The following is a 22,533-nucleotide window of genomic DNA, read 5'->3' as shown; positions in this document are numbered from 1 at the left end:
TTTCCTTATTTTCGCGGCGGCTGCATAAGTTTGACTTATGCGGCCTCCGCCTCCTCTAGCAGCCCTTCCTCGACCAGCCGCCGCGCCCAGCCCTCCGGCCCGTCGAACAGATGCGTCTTCCAGCCGAAGGTATGCGCCGTCGCGATATTGTCGGCGCGGTCATCGGTGAAGATCAGATCCGAGCCGGACAGCCCCGACGCGTCCTCGACCATCTGATAGATCTTCGGGTCGGGCTTCGTGACGCCCATATGGCCCGAGATGAAATCGCGGTCGAAATCGCGCAGGAACGGGTAATGCGTGGCCGCGAAATCGTAGCTTTGAATCCCGAAATTCGTCAGCGAGAAAACCGGCATCCCTTTGGCCTGCAAGGATTTCATCAAGCGCAGCGAATGCGGGATTTCGGGGGCTGCCATCTCGATCCAGTCATCGTGCCAGCGCCGTATCGCATCGCGCCAGCTCGGGTATTTCTCGGCCCATGCGTAGATCGTCTCGCGGAACGGCGCGCCGCGGTCGATCTCGTCATTCATGCCGTGCAGATCGACCTCCGCGAACATCTGCTCGCGGGTCTCGCGCGGCATGATCCGGTCGTAATGCCGCTCCGGCTGCCATTCTATCAGCACGTTACCGATATCGAAGATAACTGCCTCAACCATTCTTAACCTCTCTTGCTGCCGCCCGCGCGACCCGGTCGAGCGCATCCGAGAACCGCGCCCGGTCGGCCTTGGAAAACGGCTTGCCGCCGCCCTGCCGGAACGGATCGGCGGAGCGCAGGTCCGCCATCAAATCCCGTGTCGCCAGGACGTTACCGATATTGGCGGGGGTCAGCGCCTCGCCATCGGGGCGCAGCACCCGCGCGCCGGCCTCGACGCATTTCGCCGCCAGCGGAATGTCGTTCGTGATCACCACATCGCCGACCGTCGCCCGCTCGGCGATATACATATCGGCCACGTCCGGCCCCTGATCGACATAGACCATCTCGACCAGCGGATTGGGCGAGGGCCGCAGCCCGCCATTGGAGACAAGCATCAGCTTGACGCCGAGACGGGTCGCGACCTTCTCGGCCTCGGCCTTCACCGGGCAGGCATCCGCGTCGACCCAGATCACGCCCAGAGCGCCTCGGCGTGGAACTCGATGTGATCGGGAATGAAGGTCGAGACGAAATAGTAGCTGTGATCGTAACCTTCCTGAATCCGGAAGGTGCCGGGCTGACGGCGCGCTGCCATCGCCTCGGCCAGCGCCTCGGGCTTCAGCAGGTCGAGGAACTGGTCCGAGCCGCCCTGATCGATCAACACTTCGCCGTCGAACCCGCGTTCGCGCATCAGAAGCGTCGCGTCATGCGCGGCCCATGCGGCCTCGTTGTCGCCCAGATAGGCGCTGAATTGCTTGCGACCCCAGTCGCTTTGCGTCGGGTTCGCGATCGGCGCGAAGGCCGAGACCGAGCGGAAACGCTCGGGCAGCGACATCGCCAGCGTCAGCGCACCGTGCCCGCCCATCGAATGGCCGGTGATCGCCTGCCGCTCGGGGTCGATTTCGAAGGCGGCGTCGATAGCGTTCGGCAGTTCCTCGGCGATGTAATCCCACATCCGGAAATGCGGCGCCCACGGGTCCTGCGTCGCGTTGACATAGAAGCCCGCGCCTTGGCCCAGATCGTAATCCTCGTGGTTGGCCACGCCCTCGCCGCGCGGCGAAGTGTCGGGGAACACGAGCGCGATCCCATGCTCGGCCGCAAACGCCTGCGCGCCTGCCTTGGTCATCGCATTCTCATGGGTGCAGGTCAGCCCCGAGAGATACCACAGCACCGGCACCGGCCCGTCCTCGGCCTCGCGCGGCAGGAACAGCCCGAAGGTCATTTCGCAATCATTGACCTTCGACGCGTGCGAGTAGACGCCTTGGACGCCTCCGAAACAGCGGTTTTCCGAGATCGTTTTCATCAAAGCCTCCTTAGCCGTGAACCCAATGGATAACCGCCGGAACCGTGAGGATCGAGACAGCGGTCGAGACGAGGATGGCGGCCGAGACGCGCTGCGGCGCCACCCCGAAATGCTGCGCCAGAATATAGACATTGCCCGCGACGGGAAGGGCGGCGGCGGCGATCATCACACCCGCCGCGAAGGGGTCGACATCGAAGATCAGCAGCGACGTGATCGCGATGGCGGCCGGGTGCAGGAAGAGCTTGCCGAAGGAAAGCCAGACGGCGGGCGCGGGCTTCTCGGCCGATTTGCCGGCTAGCGACGCGCCGATGGCGAACAGCGCGCCGGGCGTGGCGGCGGCGCCGAGGATCGTCATGAACTCCGAAAGCGGGCCCGGCATCGGCAGTTTCAGCCCGGCCCAGGCGAGCCCCGCCACCATCGAGACGATCATCGGGTTCTTCACCAGCCCCAGCGCGATCGGCGCGAGCGAGACCTTCCCGTGCCGCGCTGCGGTTATGAAGATCGTGATGATCGAGGAGAACACGATCAGATCGCAGCTCAACACCATCAAGACCGGCCCCACCGCTGCCGGTCCCAGCAGCACCACCAGCATCGGCACGCCGAGAAAGCCGGTATTGCCGGTCATCGAGGTATGCGCCTCCATCGCGGAAAGCGCGGTGGGCAGCTTGCGCGCCTTGGCGACGGCGAAAGTGATCAGCCAGACCGCGCCCGATCCGGTCAGATAGGCGAGGATGAACTGCGGATCGACGAGCGCGGCCAGATCGAGATTGGCGGAGAATTTGAACAGCATCGCCGAGAGCGCGAAGTAGAAGACGAATTTCGTCAGCCACGCGGTCGCCTCGGCGGTGAAAAAGCGGATCTGTCCGGCGAACCAGCCAAGCCCGATCAGGGCGAAAAAGGGCAAGGTCTTAAGAAAGATCTCAAGCATGGCCAAGGGCTAGCATGCGGTTTTGGCAAGTGCCAGCTATGGAATGAAACGTTAGCCCTGCGGAGAGGCCGGGATGCCTCCGGCGGGGATATTTATTCCAAGCCGAAGGCAAAGCGCAGGGCGGCGTCAGCCGCCGCCGATCAAGACACCGGCTGCGAAGACCAGCGCGCCGCCGAGCACGACCTGGAAGGCCGCGCGCAGGAAGGGCGTTTCCATGAAGCGGTTCTGGATCCAGGCGATGGCCCAAAGCTCGATGAACACGACAATGATCGCGATGGTGGTCGCGGTCCAGAAATCGGGGATCAGGTAGGGCAGCGCGTGGCCAAGGCCGCCCAGCATCGTCATCACGCCCGAGGCGATGCCGCGTTTGATCGGCGAGCCGCGGCCCGAGATCACGCCGTCATCATGCGCGGCCTCGGTGAAGCCCATCGAGATGCCCGCGCCGACCGAGGCCGCGAGGCCCACGAGGAAAGTCGTCCACGGGTTTTGGGTCGCGAAGGCGGTGGCGAAGATCGGCGCGAGGGTCGAGACCGAGCCGTCCATCAGCCCGGCGAGCCCCGGTTGCACCCAGGTCAGGATGAACTGGCGATGGGCCTGGCGGTCCTCTTCTTCCTTTTCGCTCTCGGGCAGATGCGTGCCGGTCAGCTCTTCGGCCTTTTGCTCGTGACCGAGTTCGGCAGCGGCGAGATCGCCCAGCAACTCGCGCGTGCTGGCATCGGAGCTACGCTGGGCCGCGAGCGTGTAGAACTTGCCTGCCTCGCGCTCCATCGCCTCGGCCTCGCCGCGGATCGTGTCGAGCGAGAGGTTCTTCGTGAGCCAGATCGGTTTGCGATTGTAGAAGCCTGCGACATGCTCGCGGCGGATCAGCGGAATCACATCGCCGAAGCGGTCCGTGTGCCGGGCGATCAGGAGGCGGCGATGCTCGTCTTCCTCTTTCGCCATCTCGTCGAAGATCTTCGCGGAGGCCGGATATTCGGTGCGCAGATGTTCGGCATATTGGCGATAGATGCGGGCGTCGTCCTCCTCGGAGGAGATCGCGAGCGCAAGCACTTCCTGTTCAGTGAGATCGTCGAAACGGCGGCGTGACGCGAAACCGGGAAGCATGGGAGGCCCTCTTTTTTAGAACGGTTCTAAAATATGCAGAGTTGCGTCCAGCGCAAGGCAGTATTTCGAACTGTTCAGTTCATTTAGGCTTGATTTCCGAACCGAACGGTTCATATTCAATTCCGAACCAAGTAGTTCAGTTATGGAGAACCGCTATGAAACGTCTCGCTTACGCCCTTGTTCTGTCTGTGTTTGGCGCAACCGCCGCATCGGCTGGCGTCGGGGATTTCTCGCTGCCGCGTCTGGACTTCCCGACCACCGGGGCTCCGACCGTCACGCAAGGCTGCAACGATCTGACGCAGGTCTGCGCGGATAATTAATCGCGTCCGAGATGCGCTTCGCCCCGCTCGGCGGCGAGGCGCATCTGACGTTCGCGCTCGCGGAAGCGGTCGCGATCGGCATCGGAATACTCGCCGACGCAGCGGTGACAGGAGACGCCTTCCTCGTAATCGGGATGGCGCTTGTCTTCCGCGGAGACCGGGCGGCGACAGGCGTGACAGCTGTCGTAATCGCCCTGTTTCAGCCCGTGGCGCAGGCTCACGCGCTGATCAAAGACGAAGCAGTCGCCCTGCCAGAGCGAGCCGTCTTCAGGCATGTCCTCGAGATATTTCAGGATGCCGCCTTTGAGGTGATAGACCTCGGGCACCCCTTCCGAGAGCAGGAAATTCGTCGATTTCTCGCAGCGGATACCGCCGGTGCAGAACATCGCGACGCGCTTGTTGTGGAAGCGATGCGCATTGTCGCGCCACCATTGCGGAAATTCGCGGAAAGATTTCGTGCCGGGGTCGATGGCCCCCTCGAAAGTGCCGATCTCGATCTCGTAATCGTTGCGCGTATCGATCACGACCGTGTCGGGCGAGGAGATCAGCGCGTTCCAGTCCTGCGGCTCGACGTAATGGCCGACGCGGGCTTTCGGGTCGATATCGGGCTCGCCCATCGTGACGATCTCGCGCTTGAGCCGCACCTTCATCTTGCCGAAGGGCATCTCCTCGGCCGCGCTTCCCTTCCATTCCAGATCGGCACAGCCCGGCAAGCTGCGGATATGCGCCAGCACCGCGTCGATCCCTTCACGGGTGCCTGCAATGGTGCCGTTGATCCCTTCGCGCGCGATCAGGAGCGAGCCTTTCACGCCATGCGCGCAGGCGATCTTCGCCAGCGGGGCCTTCAGGGCCTCGGGGGACTCGAACCGGGTGAAATGGTAAAGCGCGGCAACGGTGAACATGGGCCCCGCATTAGCGCCGTGCGGGGGCGTTAGGCAAGAGCCGTTACGCATCCATGCCGTTGACCACAGGGGGTGCGCGGCCTACCCATGGGAAAACCCTGCGGGAGGTAAAGTGATGACCAAAGCCCTGATCGTGATCGACGTGCAAAACGATTTCTGCCCCGGCGGCGCGCTGGCGGTATCGGGGGGCGACGAGATCGTGGCGCGCGTGAACACGCTGATGACCGAGTTCGACAGCGTGGTTCTGACGCAGGATTGGCACCCCGCGGATCACGCCTCTTTCGCGAGCCAGCACGAGGGGGCCGCCCCCTTCACGCAGGTGCATATGGAGTACGGGCTGCAGACGCTCTGGCCCGATCATTGCGTGCAAGGTTCCAAAGGGGCGGAGTTCCATCCCGATCTCGCCGTGGACCGGGCGCAGCTGATCATCCGCAAGGGGTTCCGGCGCGGCGTCGACAGCTATTCGGCCTTCTTCGAGAACGACCACAAGACGCCGACCGGGCTTGCGGGCTACCTGCGTGACCGGGGCGTCGAGGATTTGACCTTCGTGGGGCTCGCCACCGATTTCTGCGTCGCGTGGTCGGCGCTGGATGCGGCGAAGCTGGGTTTCCGCGCGACCGTGATCGAAAGCGCCTGCCGAGCGATCGCCCTCGATGGGTCGCTGCAGGAGGCGCATAGCGAGATGCGCTCTGCCGGTGTGAAGCTGGAGGCCTGATCCATGGTCGACATCGCGAGCCGCGTCTATAACCACAAGTGGAAGATCGACCCGATCGTGCGGTCTCTGATCGACACGGATTTCTACAAGCTTTTGATGTGTCAGTCGATTTTCCGCAACAAGCCGGAGACGAGGGTCAAGTTCAGCCTGATCAATCGCAGCAAGTCGATCCGGCTGGCGGAGTTGATCGACGAGGCGGAACTGCGCGAGCAACTGGACTATGCGCGCTCGCTGAAACTGTCGCGCGGGGAGAGCACCTGGCTGCGCGGCAACACGTTCTACGGCAAGCGGCAGATGTTCCGCTCGGATTTCATGGAGTGGTTCGAGGGCTATCAACTGCCGCCCTACCACTTGGAGAAGCGCGACGGGCAATATGAGCTGACCTTCGAGGGCAAGTGGCACGAGGTGATGCTCTGGGAGATCCCGGCGCTCGCGATCCTGATGGAGCTGCGCGGCCGCGCGGTGCTGAACACGATGGGGCGTTTCGAGCTGCAGGTGCTCTATGCGCGCGCGATGACGAAGGTCTGGGAGAAGATCGAGGCACTGCGCGAGCTGGACAATCTGCGGATCGCGGATTTCGGCACCCGGCGGCGGCACAGCTTCCTGTGGCAGGACTGGTGCGTGCAGGCGATGCTCGAAGGGCTGGGTGACATCTCCGAAGGCGGCGCGTTCACCGGCACTTCGAACTGCCTGATCGCGATGCGGCGCGACATCGAAGCGGTGGGCACCAACGCGCATGAGATGCCGATGGTCTATGCGGCGCTGACCAATAGCGACACGGAGCTGGCGAAGGCGCCTTACAAGGTGCTGGCCGACTGGCACGAAGAGCATGACGGCAATCTGCGCATCATTCTGCCCGACACCTATGGCACGAAGGGTTTCCTCGACCACGCGCCGGATTGGCTGGCGGGCTGGACCGGTATCCGCATCGATTCGGGCGACCCGGCGACGGGCGCGGAGATCGCGATCGACTGGTGGAAAGCGCGCGGCGAAGACCCGCGCCAGAAGCTGGTGATCTTCTCGGACGGGCTGACCGTCGACAAGATCCGCGAGTTGCACGCGCAGTTCGCCGGTCGGGTGAAGGTCAGCTTCGGCTGGGGCACGCTGCTGACCAACGATTTCCGCGGGCTGGTGCCGAATGACGCGCTCGCGCCGTTCAGCCTTGTGTGCAAAGCGGTCGAGGCCGATGGGCGCCCGACGGTGAAGCTGTCGGACAATCCCGCGAAGGCGATGGGCCCGGAGGACGAGATCGCCCGCTACAAGCGCGTCTTCGAGGTCGGCCAGCAGCAGGCGATGAAGGTCATGGTCTGAGCGGTCAGGTGATCGCGTTCAGGATCAGGTAGACCACCGCCGAGAGCGCGGCCGAGGCCGGCACCGTGACGATCCACGCCGTGGCCACCGTCATCATATGCGAGCGGCGCACCAGCAGGCGGCGCTTGCGCTCTTCCGGCGGGACGGGCTTGCCCTTGCGGATGCCCAGCTCGCGGGCGCGTTTCTCGGCATGCCATTCGCGGTAGAAGCCGACGCCGAAGATGCCGCCGACCGCGATATGGGTCGAGGAGACCGGCAGGCCCAGCCACGACGCCACGATCACCGTGATCGCCGCCGAGAGCGCCACGCAATAGGCGCGCATCGGGTTGAGCTTGGTGATCTCGTTGCCGACGAGGCGGATCAGCTTGGGTCCGAACAGGAGCAGGCCGACGGAAATCCCCAGCGCGCCCACGGCCATCACCCAGAACGGGATGCCGACCTGCGCCGCGATATCGCCCTGCTCGACCGTGTGCACGATGGCCGCGAGCGGGCCGACCGCATTGGCGACGTCATTCGCGCCATGGGCGAAGCTCAGCAGCGCGGCAGAGACGACGAGCGGCAGGCCGAACAGCGTCTTGAGCGACTTCTTGCGGTTCTCCATCCCCTCGGACTGGCGGCGGATCATCGGGATCGTGACGAGCCATCCTATGACACCGACGACGAGGCCGATCAGGACCGCTTCAACAATCGTGATCTTGAACAGGTGCTTGAGGCCCTTGAGCGCGAGATAGGCAGCGAAGGCCCCCGACATGATCCCGATCAGGATCGGCACCCAGCGGCGCGCGGCGGCGATCTTGTCGTCGACATAGATCACCTTCGTCTTGATCAGCGCGAGGAAGGCGGCCGCGATCACGCCGCCCATCACCGGAGAGATCACCCAGCTTGCCGCGATCTTCGCCATCGAGACCCAATCGACAGCCCCGAAGCCCGCGGCCACGATGCCCGCGCCGACGACACCGCCGACGATGGAATGGGTGGTCGAGACCGGCGCGCCGAGCCATGTCGCGAGGTTCAGCCACAGGGCCGCTGCCAGCAGGGCCGCCATCATCGCCCAGACGAAATGCCCGGAATCGGGCAAGGCGGTCGGATCGATGATGCCCTTTGCGACGGTTTTGACGACATCACCGCCCGCGACGAGCGCGCCGAGGCTTTCGAAGATGGCCGCGACGATCAGCGCCCCGATCAGCGTCATCGCGCGCGAGCCCACGGCGGGGCCCATGTTGTTGGCGACGTCATTGGCGCCAATGTTCAGCGCCATATAGGCCCCGATCGCGGCGGCGGCGATCACCACTAACTGGCCGGGCTGCCCGCCCACCAACACGGCGGCCACCAGACCGACGAGCACGATGAAGGCCAGCGCGATCCCCGGCGCGACCATGCCGCGCGCCACGAATTGCCCGGCACTTTCGACGCGCCCGATCCGCTTGAGATCCTTGTCGAGCGTTTTCCACTGATTGACGCGGGACTCGTTGTCTTGATTGGCCACCGTCACGAACCTGTCATCTAATTGTCAGAACCCGCGCGGGGTAACGGGTTTGACCCGTTGTGACAAGGCGTTCGACGGCTTTCGGGCTCAGAGCTTGCGCAAAAGCTTCTGCAGGCCCTCTTCCGCGACCAGCTTCGCGGCCTGCTTCGGCGCGAACCATTTGCGCTTGCGCTGATGCTCTTCGGGAAAGGACTTCATCAGGGTCTCGACCCGCATCGGGAAGACCACGACATCGGTGGGCGTCGCCAAGCCGCTATCGAGAACCTTGTCGTAGCGGAACGCCCCAGCGGGCTCCTTGTCGATCTTGCCGACCGCCCCGGCTTCTTCCCATGCCTCCTGCTTGGCCGCGCCGGACAGCGAGCGGCCGCGCATCGGCCAGCCTTTCGGGATCACCCAGCGCCCGGTGTCGCGCGAGGTGATCAGAAGGACCTGGGTCTTGCCGTCTCGGATTCGCAGACAGAGCGCCCCCACCTGCAAAGAGGCGGGGCGATACCCCAGCAAGCCCTTCGCGACGGATTTCGCCCATTTCATCGACTGGTCTCCCATGGCGGCGTACGGTTCTCCAAATGCTGTGCGAGTTCAAGCGCACGCTCTAAATATAGTCTTTGGCGCGGATCGGAACCCGATGCCCGGGTCACAATCCAGCCAGCAGACGCAAAGGCTCTCAGCGCCACGAAAAGCGGCAGAAGTGCCTCCTGATCGGGCGGAAGCGAGCGCAGGCTGCGATAGCCCTCGACGAGCCCCGCCGCCTGTTCGCCCCAAAGCGGGTCGCCCCAGCCCTGCACCAGCGCCGTCGCAAGGTCGTAAAGCCGATAGCCCGGCCCACAATCGTCGAAGTCGATCAGCGCCAGCCCATCCGGGGTCGACAACACGTTCTCACGCAAGCAATCGGCGTGGATCGGACCGTAATCCTGCGCCTGCGCCAAGAGCGCACGCGCAAGATCGCGGCCCGAAGACAGCGTTGCGGCCTCAACTTCCGAAAGCTGAGGATGTTCCCAGAAACGTCCCCAAAGCGGACGCTCCCCCAGAAACCCCTCGCCATCCCACGGGTTCCGGTCGAACCCATCGGGCGGCGCGGCATCGCTGCTGATGTGCAGCTGCGCGATAAGGCGGCCCAGCGCATGAGCCTCGGCGCGCACCGCCTCGGGCGAGCCGGAAAGCGGCTGATCGCCCGCGCCGATCGGCGCGCCATCCAGCCATTCCACGCAGGAGGTGACGCGGTTGCGCACGCTGCCCGTCAGCGCCCCGTTCAGCGCACGCACCGGGCGCGGCACCGGCATCCCCTGATCGGCGAGGCTTTCGCACCAGCGCAACTCGGCCTCGATCCCTTCGCGGCCCTGATAGCCGGGACGGTGCAGCCGCAGCGCGACGTGGCGGCCATCCTTCAGATGCGCCTCGAAGACGATATTCTCGCGGTTCTTCACCAGACGCGGGGGCGCGCTCGTCTGCCCCCAGGAATAGAGGGCGGAGTCCGCCAACGCCTGTGCGGTCTCGTCCGAAATCATGCCGGAAGCTCCTCGAAACTTTGCGCAAGTTTCTCCAGCATTTCATCGGCATCGCTGCGGGTGAAGACCATCGGCGGGCGGATCTTGAGAATGTGTTGTGCCCGGCCCACCCGGCCCATCAAGACATGGCGCTCGCGCATCGCTTCGACGATCCGGCCCGCGGCTTCGCTGGCGGGTTCGCCGTCCTGCGCAAGCTCGATCCCGAGGAAAAAACCCAAGCCGCGCGCCTCAGCAATCAGCGGATGGGACAGCTCGCGCAGCCCTTGCAGAAGGTAGTCGCCGACCTGCGCCGCGTTCTCCTGCAGACCTTCGTCTTCGATCACAAGCAAGGTCTCCATCGCGGCTGCGACCGAGACGGGATTGCCGCCGAACGTGTTGAAATAGCCGAAGGCCTCGCGGAACGCGGCCATCACATCGGGCTTCGCCACCAAGCCCGCGACCGGATGACCATTGCCCATCGGCTTGCCCATCGTGACCACGTCGGGCGTGAAGCCCAGCCATTCGTGGCCCCAGAAATGCGAACCGATCCGGCCGAAACCAGGCTGCACCTCGTCGCACAGGATCAGCCCGCCCGCGCGGCGGATCACCTCGACCGTCGGGTCGAGGAAACCGGGCGCGATGCCGGGCATCCCTTCATTGGCGAAGATCGGGCAGAGCATGAACCCCGCGAAGCCGTGGCCGCTCTCTTCCAGCTCGGCAATTGCTTGGGCCACATTCGCCGCAAAGGCCTCGGGCTGCGCCTCAAGCGATCCGCCCAGAGGCGCGAGGCTGTCGGGCGCAGGCACCCGGCGGATATGGTCCGGCCAGCCCCCGATCGGCGGGCGCCGCGTCGAGAGATGCGCCACGGCGGTGGTGTTGCCGTGATAGGTGTTGTCGGTCGCGATGAAGCCGCGCTTGCCGGTCACCGCCTGCGCCATGCGCAGCGCAACGTCGTTGGCCTCGGACCCGGTGCAGGTCATCAGAAGCTGGCCGTCAAAGCCGAACTTGCCCAGCAGCGCCTCGGCATAATCGAGGATACCCTCATGCAGATAGCGGGTGTGGGTGTTGAGCGTGGCGGCCTGCTCGCAGATCGCCTTCACGATGCGCGGATGGCAATGGCCGCAATGGGCAACGTTGTTATAGGCATCGAGGTAGCGCTGGCCGTCGGTGTCGAAAAGCGAGCTGCCCTGCCCCCGCACGATCTCGACCGGGCGTGCATAGAAGGTCGGCACGTTCGGCCCCAGAAGCCGTTCGCGCCGCGCCAAAAGATCATTCCCCATCCGAGACCTTCCCGCGCAGCGCTTTCTTCTCGCCGTGAATCGCCTTCGCCTTCAGCCGCCGCTTCTTCGAGCCGAGCGTGGGCCGGGTCGGGATGCGCTTCTTGGGCTTTTCGCAGGCCTTGCGGATCATCTCGGCGAGGCGGTCGCGCGCGATCTCGCGGTTGCGCGCCTGACTGCGCGTGTCCTGCACCAGAAGCAGAAGCGCGCCGTCGCTGGTCCATCTGCGGCCCGCGATCCGGCGCAGGCGGTTCTTCACCGGTTGCGGCAGGTGCGGCGAGCGTTCGGCCTCGAAGCGCAGCTCCACCGCGGTCGAGACCTTGTTCACATTCTGCCCCCCCGGACCTTGCGCCCGGGTGAAGGTTTCGGTGATTTCCCAATCCTCGATGGTTATCTGATCGTTGATCCGCAGCATGGGCCACAAGCTAGCTCACGCTGCGAAAAACGAAAGCCCCCTTTACCCCGCCAGCAACCGCGCCCCGTCATGGCCAGTGATGGGCACGCTCATCAGCGTGCCCTCGGGCTGGTCATTCTCGAACGCCACCTCGGTAAAGCCTTCGGTACGCGCGACGCGGGGGGTTTCGGTCAGTACGAGCTGTTCGGTGCCGACCTGCGCGTCGAGATGGGCGGCCAGCGCGGCCTCGCCCTTCGCGCGCAGCCGGGCCGCGCGCTCCTTGACGACCGGGCCCTTCACGGCGGGCATCCGCGCGGCGGGCGTGCCCTTGCGCGCGGAATAGGGGAAGACATGCAGGAAGGTCAGCCCGCAATCATCGACGAGCCGCAGGGAGTTCTCGAACATCTCCTCGGTCTCGGTCGGGAAACCCGCGATGATGTCCGCGCCGAAGACGATCCCGGGGCGCAGCTTGCGCGCTTCCTCGGTGAAGGCGATGGCATCGTCGCGCAGGTGGCGGCGCTTCATCCGCTTGAGGATCATGTCGTCGCCCGCCTGAAGGCTGAGATGCAGATGCGGCATCAGGCGCGGCTCGGTGGCGATCGCCAGCATCAGGTTCTCGTCGGCCTCGATCGAGTCGATGGAAGAGATGCGCAGGCGCGGCAGGTCCGGCACGAGGCGCAGGATCCGCATCACCAGATCGCCCAGACGCGGCTCGCCGGGCAGGTCAGCGCCCCACGACGTCAGATCGACCCCGGTGAGGACGACCTCGTTGAAGCCGCGATCCACGAGGCGCTTGATCTGCTCGACCACGACGCCTGCCGGGACGGAGCGCGAATTGCCGCGGCCGAAGGGAATGATGCAGAAGGTGCAGCGGTGATCGCAGCCGTTTTGCACCTGCACATAGGCGCGATGGCGGCCGAACCCGTCGATCAGGTGACCGGCAGTCTCCTTCACCGACATGATGTCGTCGACCATCACGCGCTCGGTCTCGCCGATGAAATCGGGGCCTTGCGGGGCGAGCTGCGCCCAGGTGTCGGCCTGCATCTTCTCGTGATTGCCGATGATCTTGGTGACCTCGGGCATCGCCGCGAATGTCTCGGGCTCGGTCTGCGCAGCGCAGCCGGTCACAATCACCGGCACATCCGGGTTCTCGCGCGAGAGACGGCGAATCTCCTGCTTGGCCTTGCGCACCGCCTCGGCGGTCACGGCGCAGGTATTGACGACCACGGCCCCTTCGAGCCCGGCGCCTGCAGCCAATTCCTTCATCGCCTCCGTCTCATAGGCATTGAGACGGCAGCCGAGGGTCGAGAAAACGGGCGGTTTCATATCGCGTCCAGAAAATCTTGGGTGAGGGTCGCATCGAAGACATGCGCGGTGGGGCCGGTCATCCAGACGCCATCGTCGCACCAGTCGATCTCCAGCTGGCCGCCATCGACATCGACGAGAACGCGCTTGCCGGTGAGCCCACGCAGATGCGCGGCGACGGCGGTGGCACAGGTGCCCGAGCCGCAGGCCAGCGTGATGCCCGTGCCGCGCTCCCAGACGCGCATCCGCAGATGGTCGGGGCCGATCACGCTGGCGAATTCGACATTGGTGCGCTCGGGGAACAGGGGATCATGCTCGATCACCGGGCCTTGGCGATCCACTTCGACCGCCTCGGCATCGTCCACGAAGAAGACGCAATGCGGGTTACCCATGCCGACCGCGATCGGGTCGCCGCCCAGCGGCAGATGCGCGGGATCGATGCCGGGCAGAATCGGAATTTGCGCCGCCTCGAGAATCGGCGCGCCCATATTGACCGAGACCATCCCGTCATCGCGCCGCACTGCGCTGAGTTGCCCGCGTTCGGTCAGAAGCGTGACATCGGTCCGGTCGAGCTGACGCATCATGTAATCGCTCACGCAGCGAGTCGCATTCCCGCAAGCGCCGGCCCGCGTGCCGTCGGAATTCCAGAATTCGAGCGTGAAATCAGCCCCTTGCGCCGGGCGGATCACGGCAAGCTGGTCGAATCCCACACCGCGATGCCGATCCCCGAGCGCACGCGCGAGCGCAGGCGTAACCGGATCGTCGCCCTCGCGGGCGTCGATCACGACGAAGTCATTGCCGAGCCCATGCATCTTCATGAAGGGCAGTCCGCTCTGTGTGCGCTTTGTATTCATGGCGCGCGATATACGCCCGCGCCAAGGTTTTTTCCAGATGTGCAATTTTTGTGAATTTTATGCCTTGACCCCCCCGGCGGGGGTTTGTAGAGACGCGCCCTGTGATGGGCCGTTAGCTCAGTTGGTAGAGCAACTGACTTTTAATCAGTGGGTCGCAGGTTCGAATCCTGCACGGCTCACCATCACCCTCAGAAACCCGGGCTTCGGCCCGGGTTTTTGCGTTTTCGGGTCTGCAGTTACGCAAGCCGCCCTCGGCGTCAGAAATAACTGCGCACCAAGGCCCCCGAGAGCAGCACCCAGCCGTCGGCCACCACGAAAAAGGCGAGCTTGAACGGAAGCGCCACGACCGCGGGCGGCACCATCATCATCCCCATCGACATCAGAACCGCCGAGACGACGAGGTCGATGATCAGAAACGGCAGGTAAACGAGGAAGCCGATCTGGAAGGCGCGGGTGACTTCGGACAGCATGAAGGACGGCACGAGGGTCGAGAGCGGCGCGCCCTCCAGGCTTTCCGGTGCGGGCGTGCCGCTGCGCAGCTCCGCCAAAGCTGCGAAGGTGTCGGGATTCGTGCGCCCGGCCATGAAGGCGCGGAAAGGCTCGATCCCCTTGGTGAACGCCTCCTGCCAGTCGATCGCGCCGTCGATCAGAGGCTGGCCCGCGACGCGCCAACTCTCGAAGAAGACCGGCTCCATGATGAACCATGTAAGGAACAGCGCGAGGCTGATGATCAGCATATTCGGCGGCGATTGCTGCAACCCGAGGGCTTGGCGCAGAATCGACAGCACCGTGACGATGAACGGAAAGGCCGTGACCATGATCGCGAGCCCGGGCGCGAGGCTGAGCAGGGTGATCGCCGCAATGATCAGCAAGGAGCGGCCCGCGAGGCTGTCGCCCTCCCCCACAGAAAGCATAATGTCCTGAGCCTGCGCGGGGAGCGCCGCGAGCGTTAAGGTTAACGCCGCGAGCGGGACGAGCCAAAGCGCAGGCAGGCACATCTTGGTGGCGCCGGGAGAGATCGGGCGGGGGCGCATCTCACAACCCGTTTTGCAGATCGGCTACCTCGGTAAGCCGCACCGCAAGCTGTCCGTCGCTGCCATCGATCTCTGTCAGCTCGCCGCGCGCGATCAGCTTGTCCCCGACATACAGCTCCACCGGGTCCTCCACTTTCCGGTCGAGCGGCAGCACGGCGTCGCGCTTCAGGCGCAGCAAATCGCGCACCAGCGGGCGGGCCTTGCCAACCGAGATGGTGATCTCGATTGGGACCTGCGTGAAGGGATTGGCTGTCGAAGCGTCCGGCGCGGTCTCATTCATCGGGCTTGTCCTTCGCGGTGGCGGTGAAATAGGTCGTGACCGCGCGCGAAATGGCGGCGGTGACGGCGTCGAGATCGACGCGGGTCTCGGTATCGGCGAAGCGCAGATAGACCTGGCCCTCGCCAAGGCTGGGCTCTGCCGCGAAAACGAGCGGCAAGTCTGCACGTGGCGCGAGCGCCTCTTGAACCTGCGGCAATGCGGACGGATTGCCGACCACCGTGATCGGCGTCGCGCAGAGATCCTCGGCAACCGGCATCAACTGCTCGGCCACGACGGGGCCAAGCGACGCACGCGCAAGCTCGGGCAACAGCTTGCCACAGACCTCGACCAGAAGCGGCTCGAGCGCGTCGAGCATGTGCTGGCGCGCTTCGTGATAGGTGAAGCCCAGCGCCTGCAGGTTGCGCCCGAGATCGGCGTGGAGCCGCGCGGTTTCCGCATTCTGCGCGGCAACGGCATCGTCCCACCCGGCCTGATATCCGGTCTCGAAGGCGGCCAGCTTGGTCTCTTCCAACTCGGCCGGCGCGAGCGCGATTTCACGCGCCTCTGTCGAGTTGGGCTCAAACGATTCGAGTTTCAGCCTTTGCCCCATCATGTTTTCTCCGACGACTCTTCCATCCAGCTACGCAGGATTTCGACGGTTTCCGCCTGCCGCTCCTCAATCATCTTCTTCAATCGGTCGACGGGGTCGGCGGGACGGTCCAGATCGAAATCCGCCTGTGACGCCATCGGCAGGTCACCGAGGTCGAAATCGGACACCAGCTGCATGTTCATGTCGGGCATCTCCCCGTCGTCAATTTCACCGGTGAGCGCCGTCGACGCCGTGGTGCCCTCCTCCGAGGCGCTGGGCGCGGGCAACTCCGCCGCGCCTGCACGCGATTTCTGCAGCAGGATCGGGCGCGCGACGAAAAGACCAAGCACGAGCGCGACGATCGCAAGGACCGCGATCTGGATGATCTGCGTCAGGTCGAGCGCCATGCTGTCGATGAAGCCGGGCCCTGCGACGGTTCCCGCCTCCGGCAACGCCTCGAACTGCATCGACCGCAGGGTAATCACGTCCCCACGCGCCTCGTCGAACCCGACCGCCGAGGCGACGAGTTCGCGCAGATCGGCCAGTTCGGCATCGCTGCGTGGCTCCCAGCTTGGCGTTCCATCCGGGTTGGTCCCGCGCACCCCATCGACGAGCACGGCCACGCTGAGCCGCTTGAGTGCGCCGGGCGCGCGCAGCAATTCGCGCCGGGTCTCCGACACCTCGAAATTGGTGCGCGCGCGGGTCTCGCTCGTGCGGCTTTGCGATTTTCCGGTCTCGCCGGTGCCGTTATCGGGCAGATTCGAGGCCACGGTCGTTGCCGGCGGCGTGGTCGAGTCGGAGGTCTTCGAGGTCTCCGACGTATCGGTGGAAATCGCCACGCGCCCCTCCGGATCGAAGCGCCTTTCGGTGATCGCCTCGCGCTCTGTCGCGGTGTCCAACGCCACTTCGACCACGACGTTTCCGGGCCCCACACGCGCCTCGAGCAGCCGTTCGACATTCTGCTTCAACGCTTGCGCGCGATCTTCCCCGCTGCCGGGCAGCGCGGGATTGTCGTTAAAGGGGATGAGCCCGCGCGCCGAGTCGATCACCGAGACATCTTCGGGCGTCATGCCCGTCACCGCCGAGGCCACGAGATAGCGCACCGCCTTCGCCTGCGCGCCGCTCAAGCCCCCGAGCGTCGGCGTGATCGTCACCGAGGCGGTCGGCTCGGGCCTCCCGCGAAACGGCGTATTCGTCGGATGCGCGATATGCACCCGTGCCGATCGGATCGACGGCACGGCGGCGATCGTTCGCGCCAATTCCCCCTCTTTCGCGCGCCAATAGGCCGCGTCGAACATCTGCGAGGTCGTGCCGAAACCCGACAGCGAATCGAGCAGTTCATAGCCCGCCCCGCCGCTTGCGGGCAGACCTTGCGAGGCAAGCGTCATCCGCAATTCGTCGCGCTGCGGTGCGGCCACGAAAATCGAGTCGCCACGCACCTCATAGACTACGCCGCGCTGTTCGAGCGCCGAGATCACCTCCCCCGATTCCGCGCTGCCAAGCCCCGCGTAAAGCAGCGCAAACGTAGGCTTCGACGCGATCGACCCGATGGCGAAAACCGTGGCGATCATGGCGATCACCCCAAAAACTGCGGCGAGTTTCCTGCGCATATCCAAGCCGGCCCAAGTGTCGATGAGTTGCTGCAAGACGAACCTCCAACGAGCGGGCGTTCTACCCGAGCGTCGCAGGCACCTTCCCTTAATGCGATTAACAATCGGTTAGTCCGACTCGGGTATTCCAAGTCTCGAACCGCAACAGCGAGGCCCCTATGACGGACGCCACTGCCGAGGCCGAAGAGCCACCGAAGAAAAAGTCCAAGCTAATGCTCCTGATCGGTCTGGTGCTCATGCTTCTTCTGGGCGGCGGGGGGTTCTACACGGTCTATTCGGGGCTGATTCTCGCGCCTCCGGACACGGCGCACAGCGCCGCCGGACCGGAGGCGCCCACGCCCGAGGCGCTTCCCGATATCGCCTATGTCGCACTCGAACCGCTCGCGATCACGCTGAGCGGGGCTTCCGCGCGCCACCTGCGGTTCGCGGCAGAGCTTGAGGTGCCCAGCGCCTATCAACATGACGTGGAGCTTTTGAAGCCGCGCGTGATGGATGTGCTGAATGGGTATTTGCGCGCGGTCGATGTCAGCCTTCTGGAGGATCCAAGCGCAATGATGCGCCTGCGCGCGCAGATGTTGCGGCGGGTGCAACTGGTCACCGGAGACGGGCGCGTGCGCGACCTTCTGGTCATCGAATTCGTGCTGAACTGAGGGAGAGAGCAATGCAATTCCTTGCCGAAATCACATCCGGACTCGCGGCCTTGGCGGCGGCGATTTATTGCTTCGTGCTCGCGCGCAGACTCAAGCGGTTCAATCAGCTGGAGACCGGGATGGGCGGGGCGATCGCCGTGCTGTCCGCACAGGTCGATGACATGACGCGCGCGCTCGAGCGGGCGCAGGCGACCGCGGGCACATCCGAGCGGCAATTGCGTGCCCTGACGGAACGTGCAGAAGCAGGTGCGGAGAAGCTCGAACTGCTTCTGGCTTCCCTGCACGATCTGCCCGAAGACGGCGAACCGCGCCGCCGTGTGCTGCGCCGACGCCATCGGGAAACGGATATGGAGGCGGCGCAATGAGCCGTCTGCCCAAGCGCAAACCTGGCCGTCGCAAATCCCGCCCGGGCCGCGGTGCGCTCTGGATCATCGCCGCGCTTTTCGTCCTGTCCGGCGGATCGCAGCTTGTGCAATTCGGAGCCTGGGCGCGCGAGGCGACCGGCCCCGCGCATGAGACCGAAGCGGCGAAACCGGAAGACGATTGCATCGACGACGCGGGGTTCATGGCAATGCTTGCAGATCTCAAGGTGCGTGAGGCGAAACTCGTCGAACAGGAGGGGCTGCTCAGCGACCGCCGCAATGCGCTCGCTCTCGCGGAAACCCGGTTGGAAGCGCGTCTGAATGATCTCGTCGCGGCGGAAGAGGCGCTGTCCAAGACCGTGGCCGTGGCAGATGGCGCGGCCGAAAAAGATGTCGGAAAGCTCGTCGCCCTTTACGAGAACATGAAGCCGAAACAGGCCGCCCCGCTTTTCGCCGAAATGGACCCGAATTTCGCCGCAGGTTTTCTCGCACGGATGCGCCCCGCCTCTGCAGCCGCGGTTATGGAAAGCCTCGAGCCGAAAACGGCCTACGCGATCAGCGTCCTGATGGCGGGTCGCAACGCAGGCGCGCCTCGCGACTGAGGCAGACGCTAAGGGCCTTGGGCATTTCTTAAACCGAATCATTCAAAGTCGCCCAAGAGAAACGGAAGGGGCTTTCCATGATCGGCATCATCGGCATCGTGATCATCTTCGCGATGGTTTTCGGCGGCTATGTCGCGGCGGGCGGGAAGATGGGGATCATCCTGAAATCGTTGCCCTTCGAGATGATCATGATCGGCGGCGCCGCCGTCGGCGCCTTCGTTCTGTCGAACGACATGGCCTCAATCAAGCACACGCTGAAGGATGTCGGAAAGGTTTTCAAAGGACCGAAATGGAAGCCCGACGACTACCGCGATCTTCTTTGCCTGTTGTTCGAATTGATCCGGCTAGCCCGTCAGAATCCCGTTGCGATCGAAGAGCATATCGAAGACCCGGAGAGTTCTTCGATTTTCGGGAAGTATCCGAAAATCCTGCACGATCACGAGGCGATCGACATCATCTGCGATACGATGCGATCGGCCTCGATGAATTACGACGACCCCATGCAAGTGGAAGAGGTGCTCGATAAGCAGCTCGAGGCGAATTACCACCACGCCATGCATTCGAGCCACGCGATGCAGTCGGTTGCCGACGCAATGCCCGCGCTCGGGATCGTCGCGGCGGTGCTCGGGGTCATCAAGACCATGGGGTCGATCGACCAGCCCCCCGAAATTCTCGGCAAGATGATCGGCGGCGCGCTTGTCGGAACCTTTCTCGGCGTGTTCCTCGCCTACGGGTTCATCGCCCCCTTTGCGAGCCGGATGAAGGGGGTGATCGACGAAGACAGCCACTTCTACAAACTGATCCGCGAGGTGTTGATCGCCAACCTGCACAATCACGCAACCAATATCTGCATTGAGGTCGGTCGCCAGAACACGCCCCACCACATTCGCCCAAGCTTCTCCGACCTCGAGGAGGCCTTGAAGTCGGTGAAATCGGAGGCGGCATGAGGTTCTGGATCGCGCTTCTTTTGCTGCTGCCCTTCACCCTGGCTTATGCCACGCCAATTACGGTCAAATCGGGCGAACATGACGGCTTTTCCCGCCTCGTGGTCTATCTGCCCGCATCGGCCAGTCGGGCTCTTGCACCCGTAGATGGAGGTTTTCGCCTCGCGACCGACGCATCAGATCCGCAATATGCGATTCAGAACGTGTTCGAGTTGATCCCGCGTGAGAGGTTGAAAGCACTTATTGCTGAACCGGATGGCACGCTTCGTCTGAAACTCGCTCCCGAGGTCGTTCCCGAAACCTTTACTCTCGAAAGCGGTGCATTCGTCATCGACCTCAAGGATGCCCCCCCAGCTCAAGCCGCGCTGGCGCCAGCTGGGGCCGTGCGCGATCGGGCCAAATCTTCGCCAACGAATGCGCCGCGGCCATCCTCCCCGCCCCGGCTTAGAACCGTTCAGCCCGTCGCGATTGGACGGGACTATCTCGACCTCTTCTGGCAGCCGCCGCATATGCGCGAAACCACCGCTGCGCCGGTGACGATCTCGGATAGCGCGCCTAAACCGCAAATCCCGCCGAAACCGGATCCGCGACTTGATGGCATTGAAGAGAGCCTCTTACGCCAGATTTCGCGGGCGGCATCGCAGGGGCTCGTCTCGGCTCAGGTGAAGCCTTCGAAGGCCCAGCCCTCTAGGAGCGGGCAACAAGCAAACTCTCCGGCAAGCGAGACGCCCACGGAGAGCGCCGACGATCCTATGGGTCCACCCGCGCCGACACTGCCGCCGCATCTCGCCGTCGACTCGATGACTGTGATCGATCGCGATCATCTCGTCACGCCACCCCAGACGCAGCTGGAGGTATCCGAGTGCCCTCCCGATCGATATTTCGACCTCGCGAGCTGGATCGACGAGCGCCCGGCCTTCGCGCAGATCAGCGATGCACGCCGTGATCTTTTGGGCGAATTCGACGTCCCCAACCCGCGTAAGGTGATGGCTTTGGCAAGGCTATACATCGCCTTCGGCTTCGGGACGGAGTCCCGCGCGCTTTTGCGCGACATGGCCAAGGATGGTCCTAGCAAAGATGCTCTGCTCTTTGTCGGATCGGTTCTCGATCAGGACCCTGCCGCCGCCGCATCGCCGCTCGCGCGGCTCACAGATTGCGATGGTGCGGTCGCGCTTTGGGCTTTCCTTGCATCAGACCCGCCGCCCGAAAAACGAGATGTCGCATTCGCCGCGCTTCGCCGAAATTTCGAAGCACTTCCGGCGGATCTGCGACGGTCTCTGGCGCCAAAACTTGTGGCTCGGCTCACGCAGATTCGGGCAGCGGATGTGGCGCGGTCTCTCGAACCTGCAGTCAGCCGAGTAACCACGGAGGATCGAACTGCGCTTGATACAGTGGAGGCGGAAATCCAAGCGAAAGAAGCGGATCCACAAGCTTTGGGTAACCTTGAGGCGCTTTCGAAGACGAATTCAGAGCAAGGGTTGCGCGCGTTGATCTTATGGCTCAACGGCCAGATCGATGCGGGAGGAGAGGTCGATCCGGCAGCTCTCGCCAATGCTGAGGCGCTCGCATTCGAACTCGCCAAAGCGCCAGAGGCACCGGAGCTGCGGCGCATCGCTGCGATCGGGCACGCCGCGAATTCCGAATTTCCTAAAGCTTTTGAGATTTATGCCGATGCGACCACGATCGCGGACCCAAACGGCACGCTCGCGGCAATATTCACACGGTTGGTTGGTCAAGCCAGCGACGCGGTTTTCCTTCGCACCCTCTACGACGAATTGCCACTCGCCGAGGAAGTCGCAGAGATACCGGACCTGCGACAAGAATTGGCCGGACGCGCAATCTCTCTGGGAATGCCGGCCGTCGCCGTGCGCCTCCTCGGCAAGGCCGCGCCATTAACGGAGCAGGACAAAACGCTGCTCGCTCGGGCTGCGCTTCTTGAAATGGACCCTGCAGCTGCCCTCGCCCATCTGAAAGACCTCGGCGGCCAGCAAGTCGAGCGACTCCGGGCGGAGGTTTTATCCCGGCTTGGTCGACACGACGACGCGCGCGCCGCCTACCTTCGCGCGGGCAATCCAGAAGATGCGCGCGCACAGTCCTGGCATAAGGGCGACTGGTCAAACCTGGAGACCTCGACCGATGCGGTGGAGAAGCAGTTTTTGGAAACCTTCGGTGCGGCGCCTTCGCCTGGGACGGAGGTCCAAGGCGGCCCGATCACTCAGGCGCGCAGCCTCTTGGAGCGAAGCCAAGCCGAGCGAGAGACTTTGTCGAAAATGCTCGACCGTCTTGCCTTGCCGTCCGCACAGGAATGACGCGCAGAAACGGCGCAAACGGATTCCAAATCTTTGGCCGCTAGGTCTGGGTTTGCAAGAATTGCACTGCAAAGGGAAAACCCCATGCCTTGGTTTCGGCGGGCTCTGTATGTTCTCTGTCTAACCCTCGTTCCGCTATCCGCGGCGGGGCAACCCCAGCTAT

General features: G+C 64.1%; 25 protein-coding genes and 1 tRNA gene. 9 read left to right on the top strand and 17 right to left on the bottom strand.

Features of this window, described 5'->3' with window-relative positions; genetic code table 11:
• Nucleotides 1–35: 35 nt before the first annotated feature.
• The 5 genes from F8R15_RS11610 to mbfA form a co-directional block, all read right to left on the bottom strand.
• The gene (locus tag F8R15_RS11610) at nt 36–653 is read right to left on the bottom strand and encodes an HAD family phosphatase (RefSeq protein ID WP_152844673.1); all 618 of its coding nucleotides are present in this window, start codon (nt 651–653) and stop codon (nt 36–38) included.
• Entirely contained in the window at nt 646–1,104 is a 459-nt protein-coding gene (locus F8R15_RS11605) for a YaiI/YqxD family protein (protein ID WP_078522289.1), read from the bottom strand. Before F8R15_RS11605 ends, F8R15_RS11610 begins: the two co-directional genes overlap by 8 nt.
• Nucleotides 1,101–1,931, bottom strand: a complete 831-nt coding sequence (gene fghA, locus F8R15_RS11600; protein ID WP_098409679.1) for an S-formylglutathione hydrolase — start codon at nt 1,929–1,931, stop codon at nt 1,101–1,103. Before fghA ends, F8R15_RS11605 begins: the two co-directional genes overlap by 4 nt.
• A 10-nt stretch (nt 1,932–1,941) precedes the next feature.
• Nucleotides 1,942–2,859 (bottom strand): AEC family transporter, encoded by a 918-nt coding sequence (locus tag F8R15_RS11595; RefSeq protein WP_078550887.1) that lies wholly within the window; start codon nt 2,857–2,859, stop codon nt 1,942–1,944.
• A gap of 126 nt (nt 2,860–2,985) precedes the next feature.
• Nucleotides 2,986–3,963: an iron exporter MbfA gene (gene mbfA, locus F8R15_RS11590; protein WP_078541645.1), complete on the bottom strand. Its 978-nt coding sequence runs from the start codon at nt 3,961–3,963 to the stop codon at nt 2,986–2,988.
• Between the two features lie 155 nt (nt 3,964–4,118).
• On the opposite strand from mbfA, the gene F8R15_RS21460 reads away from it, so the two are divergent.
• Nucleotides 4,119–4,283 carry a hypothetical protein gene (locus tag F8R15_RS21460; protein ID WP_157771528.1) on the top strand — a complete coding sequence of 55 codons (165 nt, stop codon included), beginning with the start codon at nt 4,119–4,121 and terminating at the stop codon, nt 4,281–4,283.
• On the opposite strand, the gene F8R15_RS11585 is transcribed toward F8R15_RS21460, so the two are convergent.
• Nucleotides 4,280–5,185, bottom strand: coding sequence for a rhodanese-related sulfurtransferase (locus F8R15_RS11585; protein WP_152844671.1), 906 nt, complete (start codon nt 5,183–5,185; stop codon nt 4,280–4,282). The two genes, F8R15_RS21460 and F8R15_RS11585, sit on opposite strands and share 4 nt — an antisense overlap.
• A gap of 115 nt (nt 5,186–5,300) precedes the next feature.
• Between F8R15_RS11585 and pncA the strand changes: the two genes are divergently transcribed.
• Complete coding sequence (gene pncA, locus F8R15_RS11580; RefSeq protein ID WP_152844670.1) at nt 5,301–5,900, top strand: bifunctional nicotinamidase/pyrazinamidase; 600 nt, start codon at nt 5,301–5,303, stop codon at nt 5,898–5,900.
• 3 nt (nt 5,901–5,903) lie between these two features.
• Nucleotides 5,904–7,211 (top strand): nicotinate phosphoribosyltransferase, encoded by a 1,308-nt coding sequence (gene pncB, locus F8R15_RS11575; RefSeq protein ID WP_152844669.1) that lies wholly within the window; start codon nt 5,904–5,906, stop codon nt 7,209–7,211.
• 4 nt (nt 7,212–7,215) lie between these two features.
• Here pncB and F8R15_RS11570 read toward each other — a convergent pair whose 3' ends face one another.
• The 7 genes from F8R15_RS11570 to dapF form a co-directional block, all read right to left on the bottom strand.
• Complete coding sequence (locus F8R15_RS11570) at nt 7,216–8,697, bottom strand: inorganic phosphate transporter (RefSeq protein ID WP_368731040.1); 1,482 nt, start codon at nt 8,695–8,697, stop codon at nt 7,216–7,218.
• Between the two features lie 87 nt (nt 8,698–8,784).
• Complete coding sequence (locus tag F8R15_RS11565) at nt 8,785–9,228, bottom strand: NUDIX hydrolase (RefSeq protein ID WP_143593872.1); 444 nt, start codon at nt 9,226–9,228, stop codon at nt 8,785–8,787.
• Nucleotides 9,225–10,202 carry a phosphotransferase enzyme family protein gene (locus F8R15_RS11560; RefSeq protein WP_152844668.1) on the bottom strand — a complete coding sequence of 326 codons (978 nt, stop codon included), beginning with the start codon at nt 10,200–10,202 and terminating at the stop codon, nt 9,225–9,227. The genes F8R15_RS11565 and F8R15_RS11560 overlap by 4 nt, the downstream gene beginning before the upstream one ends.
• A complete protein-coding gene (locus tag F8R15_RS11555; protein ID WP_152844667.1) occupies nt 10,199–11,461 on the bottom strand; it encodes an aspartate aminotransferase family protein in 1,263 nt (420 codons plus the stop codon). Before F8R15_RS11555 ends, F8R15_RS11560 begins: the two co-directional genes overlap by 4 nt.
• Nucleotides 11,451–11,873: an alternative ribosome rescue aminoacyl-tRNA hydrolase ArfB gene (gene arfB, locus F8R15_RS11550; RefSeq protein WP_075775325.1), complete on the bottom strand. Its 423-nt coding sequence runs from the start codon at nt 11,871–11,873 to the stop codon at nt 11,451–11,453. The genes F8R15_RS11555 and arfB overlap by 11 nt, the downstream gene beginning before the upstream one ends.
• 42 nt (nt 11,874–11,915) lie before the next feature.
• Nucleotides 11,916–13,178, bottom strand: a complete 1,263-nt coding sequence (mtaB, locus tag F8R15_RS11545) for a tRNA (N(6)-L-threonylcarbamoyladenosine(37)-C(2))-methylthiotransferase MtaB (protein WP_152844666.1) — start codon at nt 13,176–13,178, stop codon at nt 11,916–11,918.
• Complete coding sequence (dapF, locus tag F8R15_RS11540; RefSeq protein ID WP_253732536.1) at nt 13,175–13,975, bottom strand: diaminopimelate epimerase; 801 nt, start codon at nt 13,973–13,975, stop codon at nt 13,175–13,177. Before dapF ends, mtaB begins: the two co-directional genes overlap by 4 nt.
• Before the next feature lie 142 nt (nt 13,976–14,117).
• Between dapF and F8R15_RS11535 the strand changes: the two genes are divergently transcribed.
• A tRNA-Lys gene (locus F8R15_RS11535) sits at nt 14,118–14,193 on the top strand.
• Nucleotides 14,194–14,268: 75 nt separating this feature from the next.
• On the opposite strand, the gene fliP is transcribed toward F8R15_RS11535, so the two are convergent.
• The 4 genes from fliP to fliF are packed head-to-tail and all read right to left on the bottom strand — an operon-like array spanning nt 14,269 to nt 17,539.
• Nucleotides 14,269–15,009 carry a flagellar type III secretion system pore protein FliP gene (fliP, locus tag F8R15_RS11530; RefSeq protein ID WP_152844763.1) on the bottom strand — a complete coding sequence of 247 codons (741 nt, stop codon included), beginning with the start codon at nt 15,007–15,009 and terminating at the stop codon, nt 14,269–14,271.
• Between the two features lie 37 nt (nt 15,010–15,046).
• Nucleotides 15,047–15,325, bottom strand: coding sequence for a FliM/FliN family flagellar motor C-terminal domain-containing protein (locus F8R15_RS11525; RefSeq protein WP_078522277.1), 279 nt, complete (start codon nt 15,323–15,325; stop codon nt 15,047–15,049).
• Nucleotides 15,318–15,917 (bottom strand): flagellar biosynthesis protein, encoded by a 600-nt coding sequence (locus F8R15_RS11520; protein WP_152844664.1) that lies wholly within the window; start codon nt 15,915–15,917, stop codon nt 15,318–15,320. Before F8R15_RS11520 ends, F8R15_RS11525 begins: the two co-directional genes overlap by 8 nt.
• The gene (fliF, locus tag F8R15_RS11515) at nt 15,914–17,539 is read right to left on the bottom strand and encodes a flagellar basal-body MS-ring/collar protein FliF (RefSeq protein WP_152844663.1); all 1,626 of its coding nucleotides are present in this window, start codon (nt 17,537–17,539) and stop codon (nt 15,914–15,916) included. Before fliF ends, F8R15_RS11520 begins: the two co-directional genes overlap by 4 nt.
• Nucleotides 17,540–17,661: 122 nt before the next feature.
• Here fliF and fliL point away from each other — a divergent pair, with 122 nt between their 5' ends.
• From fliL to F8R15_RS11490, 5 genes are all read left to right on the top strand, one after another.
• Nucleotides 17,662–18,153, top strand: a complete 492-nt coding sequence (fliL, locus tag F8R15_RS11510) for a flagellar basal body-associated protein FliL (protein ID WP_152844662.1) — start codon at nt 17,662–17,664, stop codon at nt 18,151–18,153.
• An 11-nt stretch (nt 18,154–18,164) separates the two neighbouring features.
• A complete protein-coding gene (locus tag F8R15_RS11505; RefSeq protein WP_083076450.1) occupies nt 18,165–18,518 on the top strand; it encodes a hypothetical protein in 354 nt (117 codons plus the stop codon).
• On the top strand, nt 18,515–19,117 hold the full coding sequence (locus F8R15_RS11500; protein WP_152844661.1) for a MotE family protein: 603 nt from the start codon (nt 18,515–18,517) through the stop codon (nt 19,115–19,117). Before F8R15_RS11505 ends, F8R15_RS11500 begins: the two co-directional genes overlap by 4 nt.
• A gap of 77 nt (nt 19,118–19,194) precedes the next feature.
• The gene (motA, locus tag F8R15_RS11495; protein ID WP_078522271.1) at nt 19,195–20,064 is read left to right on the top strand and encodes a flagellar motor stator protein MotA; all 870 of its coding nucleotides are present in this window, start codon (nt 19,195–19,197) and stop codon (nt 20,062–20,064) included.
• A complete protein-coding gene (locus tag F8R15_RS11490; protein WP_152844660.1) occupies nt 20,061–22,370 on the top strand; it encodes a hypothetical protein in 2,310 nt (769 codons plus the stop codon). Before motA ends, F8R15_RS11490 begins: the two co-directional genes overlap by 4 nt.
• The last annotated feature ends 163 nt before the right edge of the window (nt 22,371–22,533 follow it).

The sequence above is a fragment of the Thioclava sp. JE_KL1 genome (assembly GCF_009296265.1).
Taxonomy (GTDB): Bacteria; Pseudomonadota; Alphaproteobacteria; order Rhodobacterales; family Rhodobacteraceae; genus Thioclava.
The sequence above is the reverse complement of the archived record's forward strand: the minus strand, read 5'-3'. Positions and strand labels throughout refer to the sequence as shown.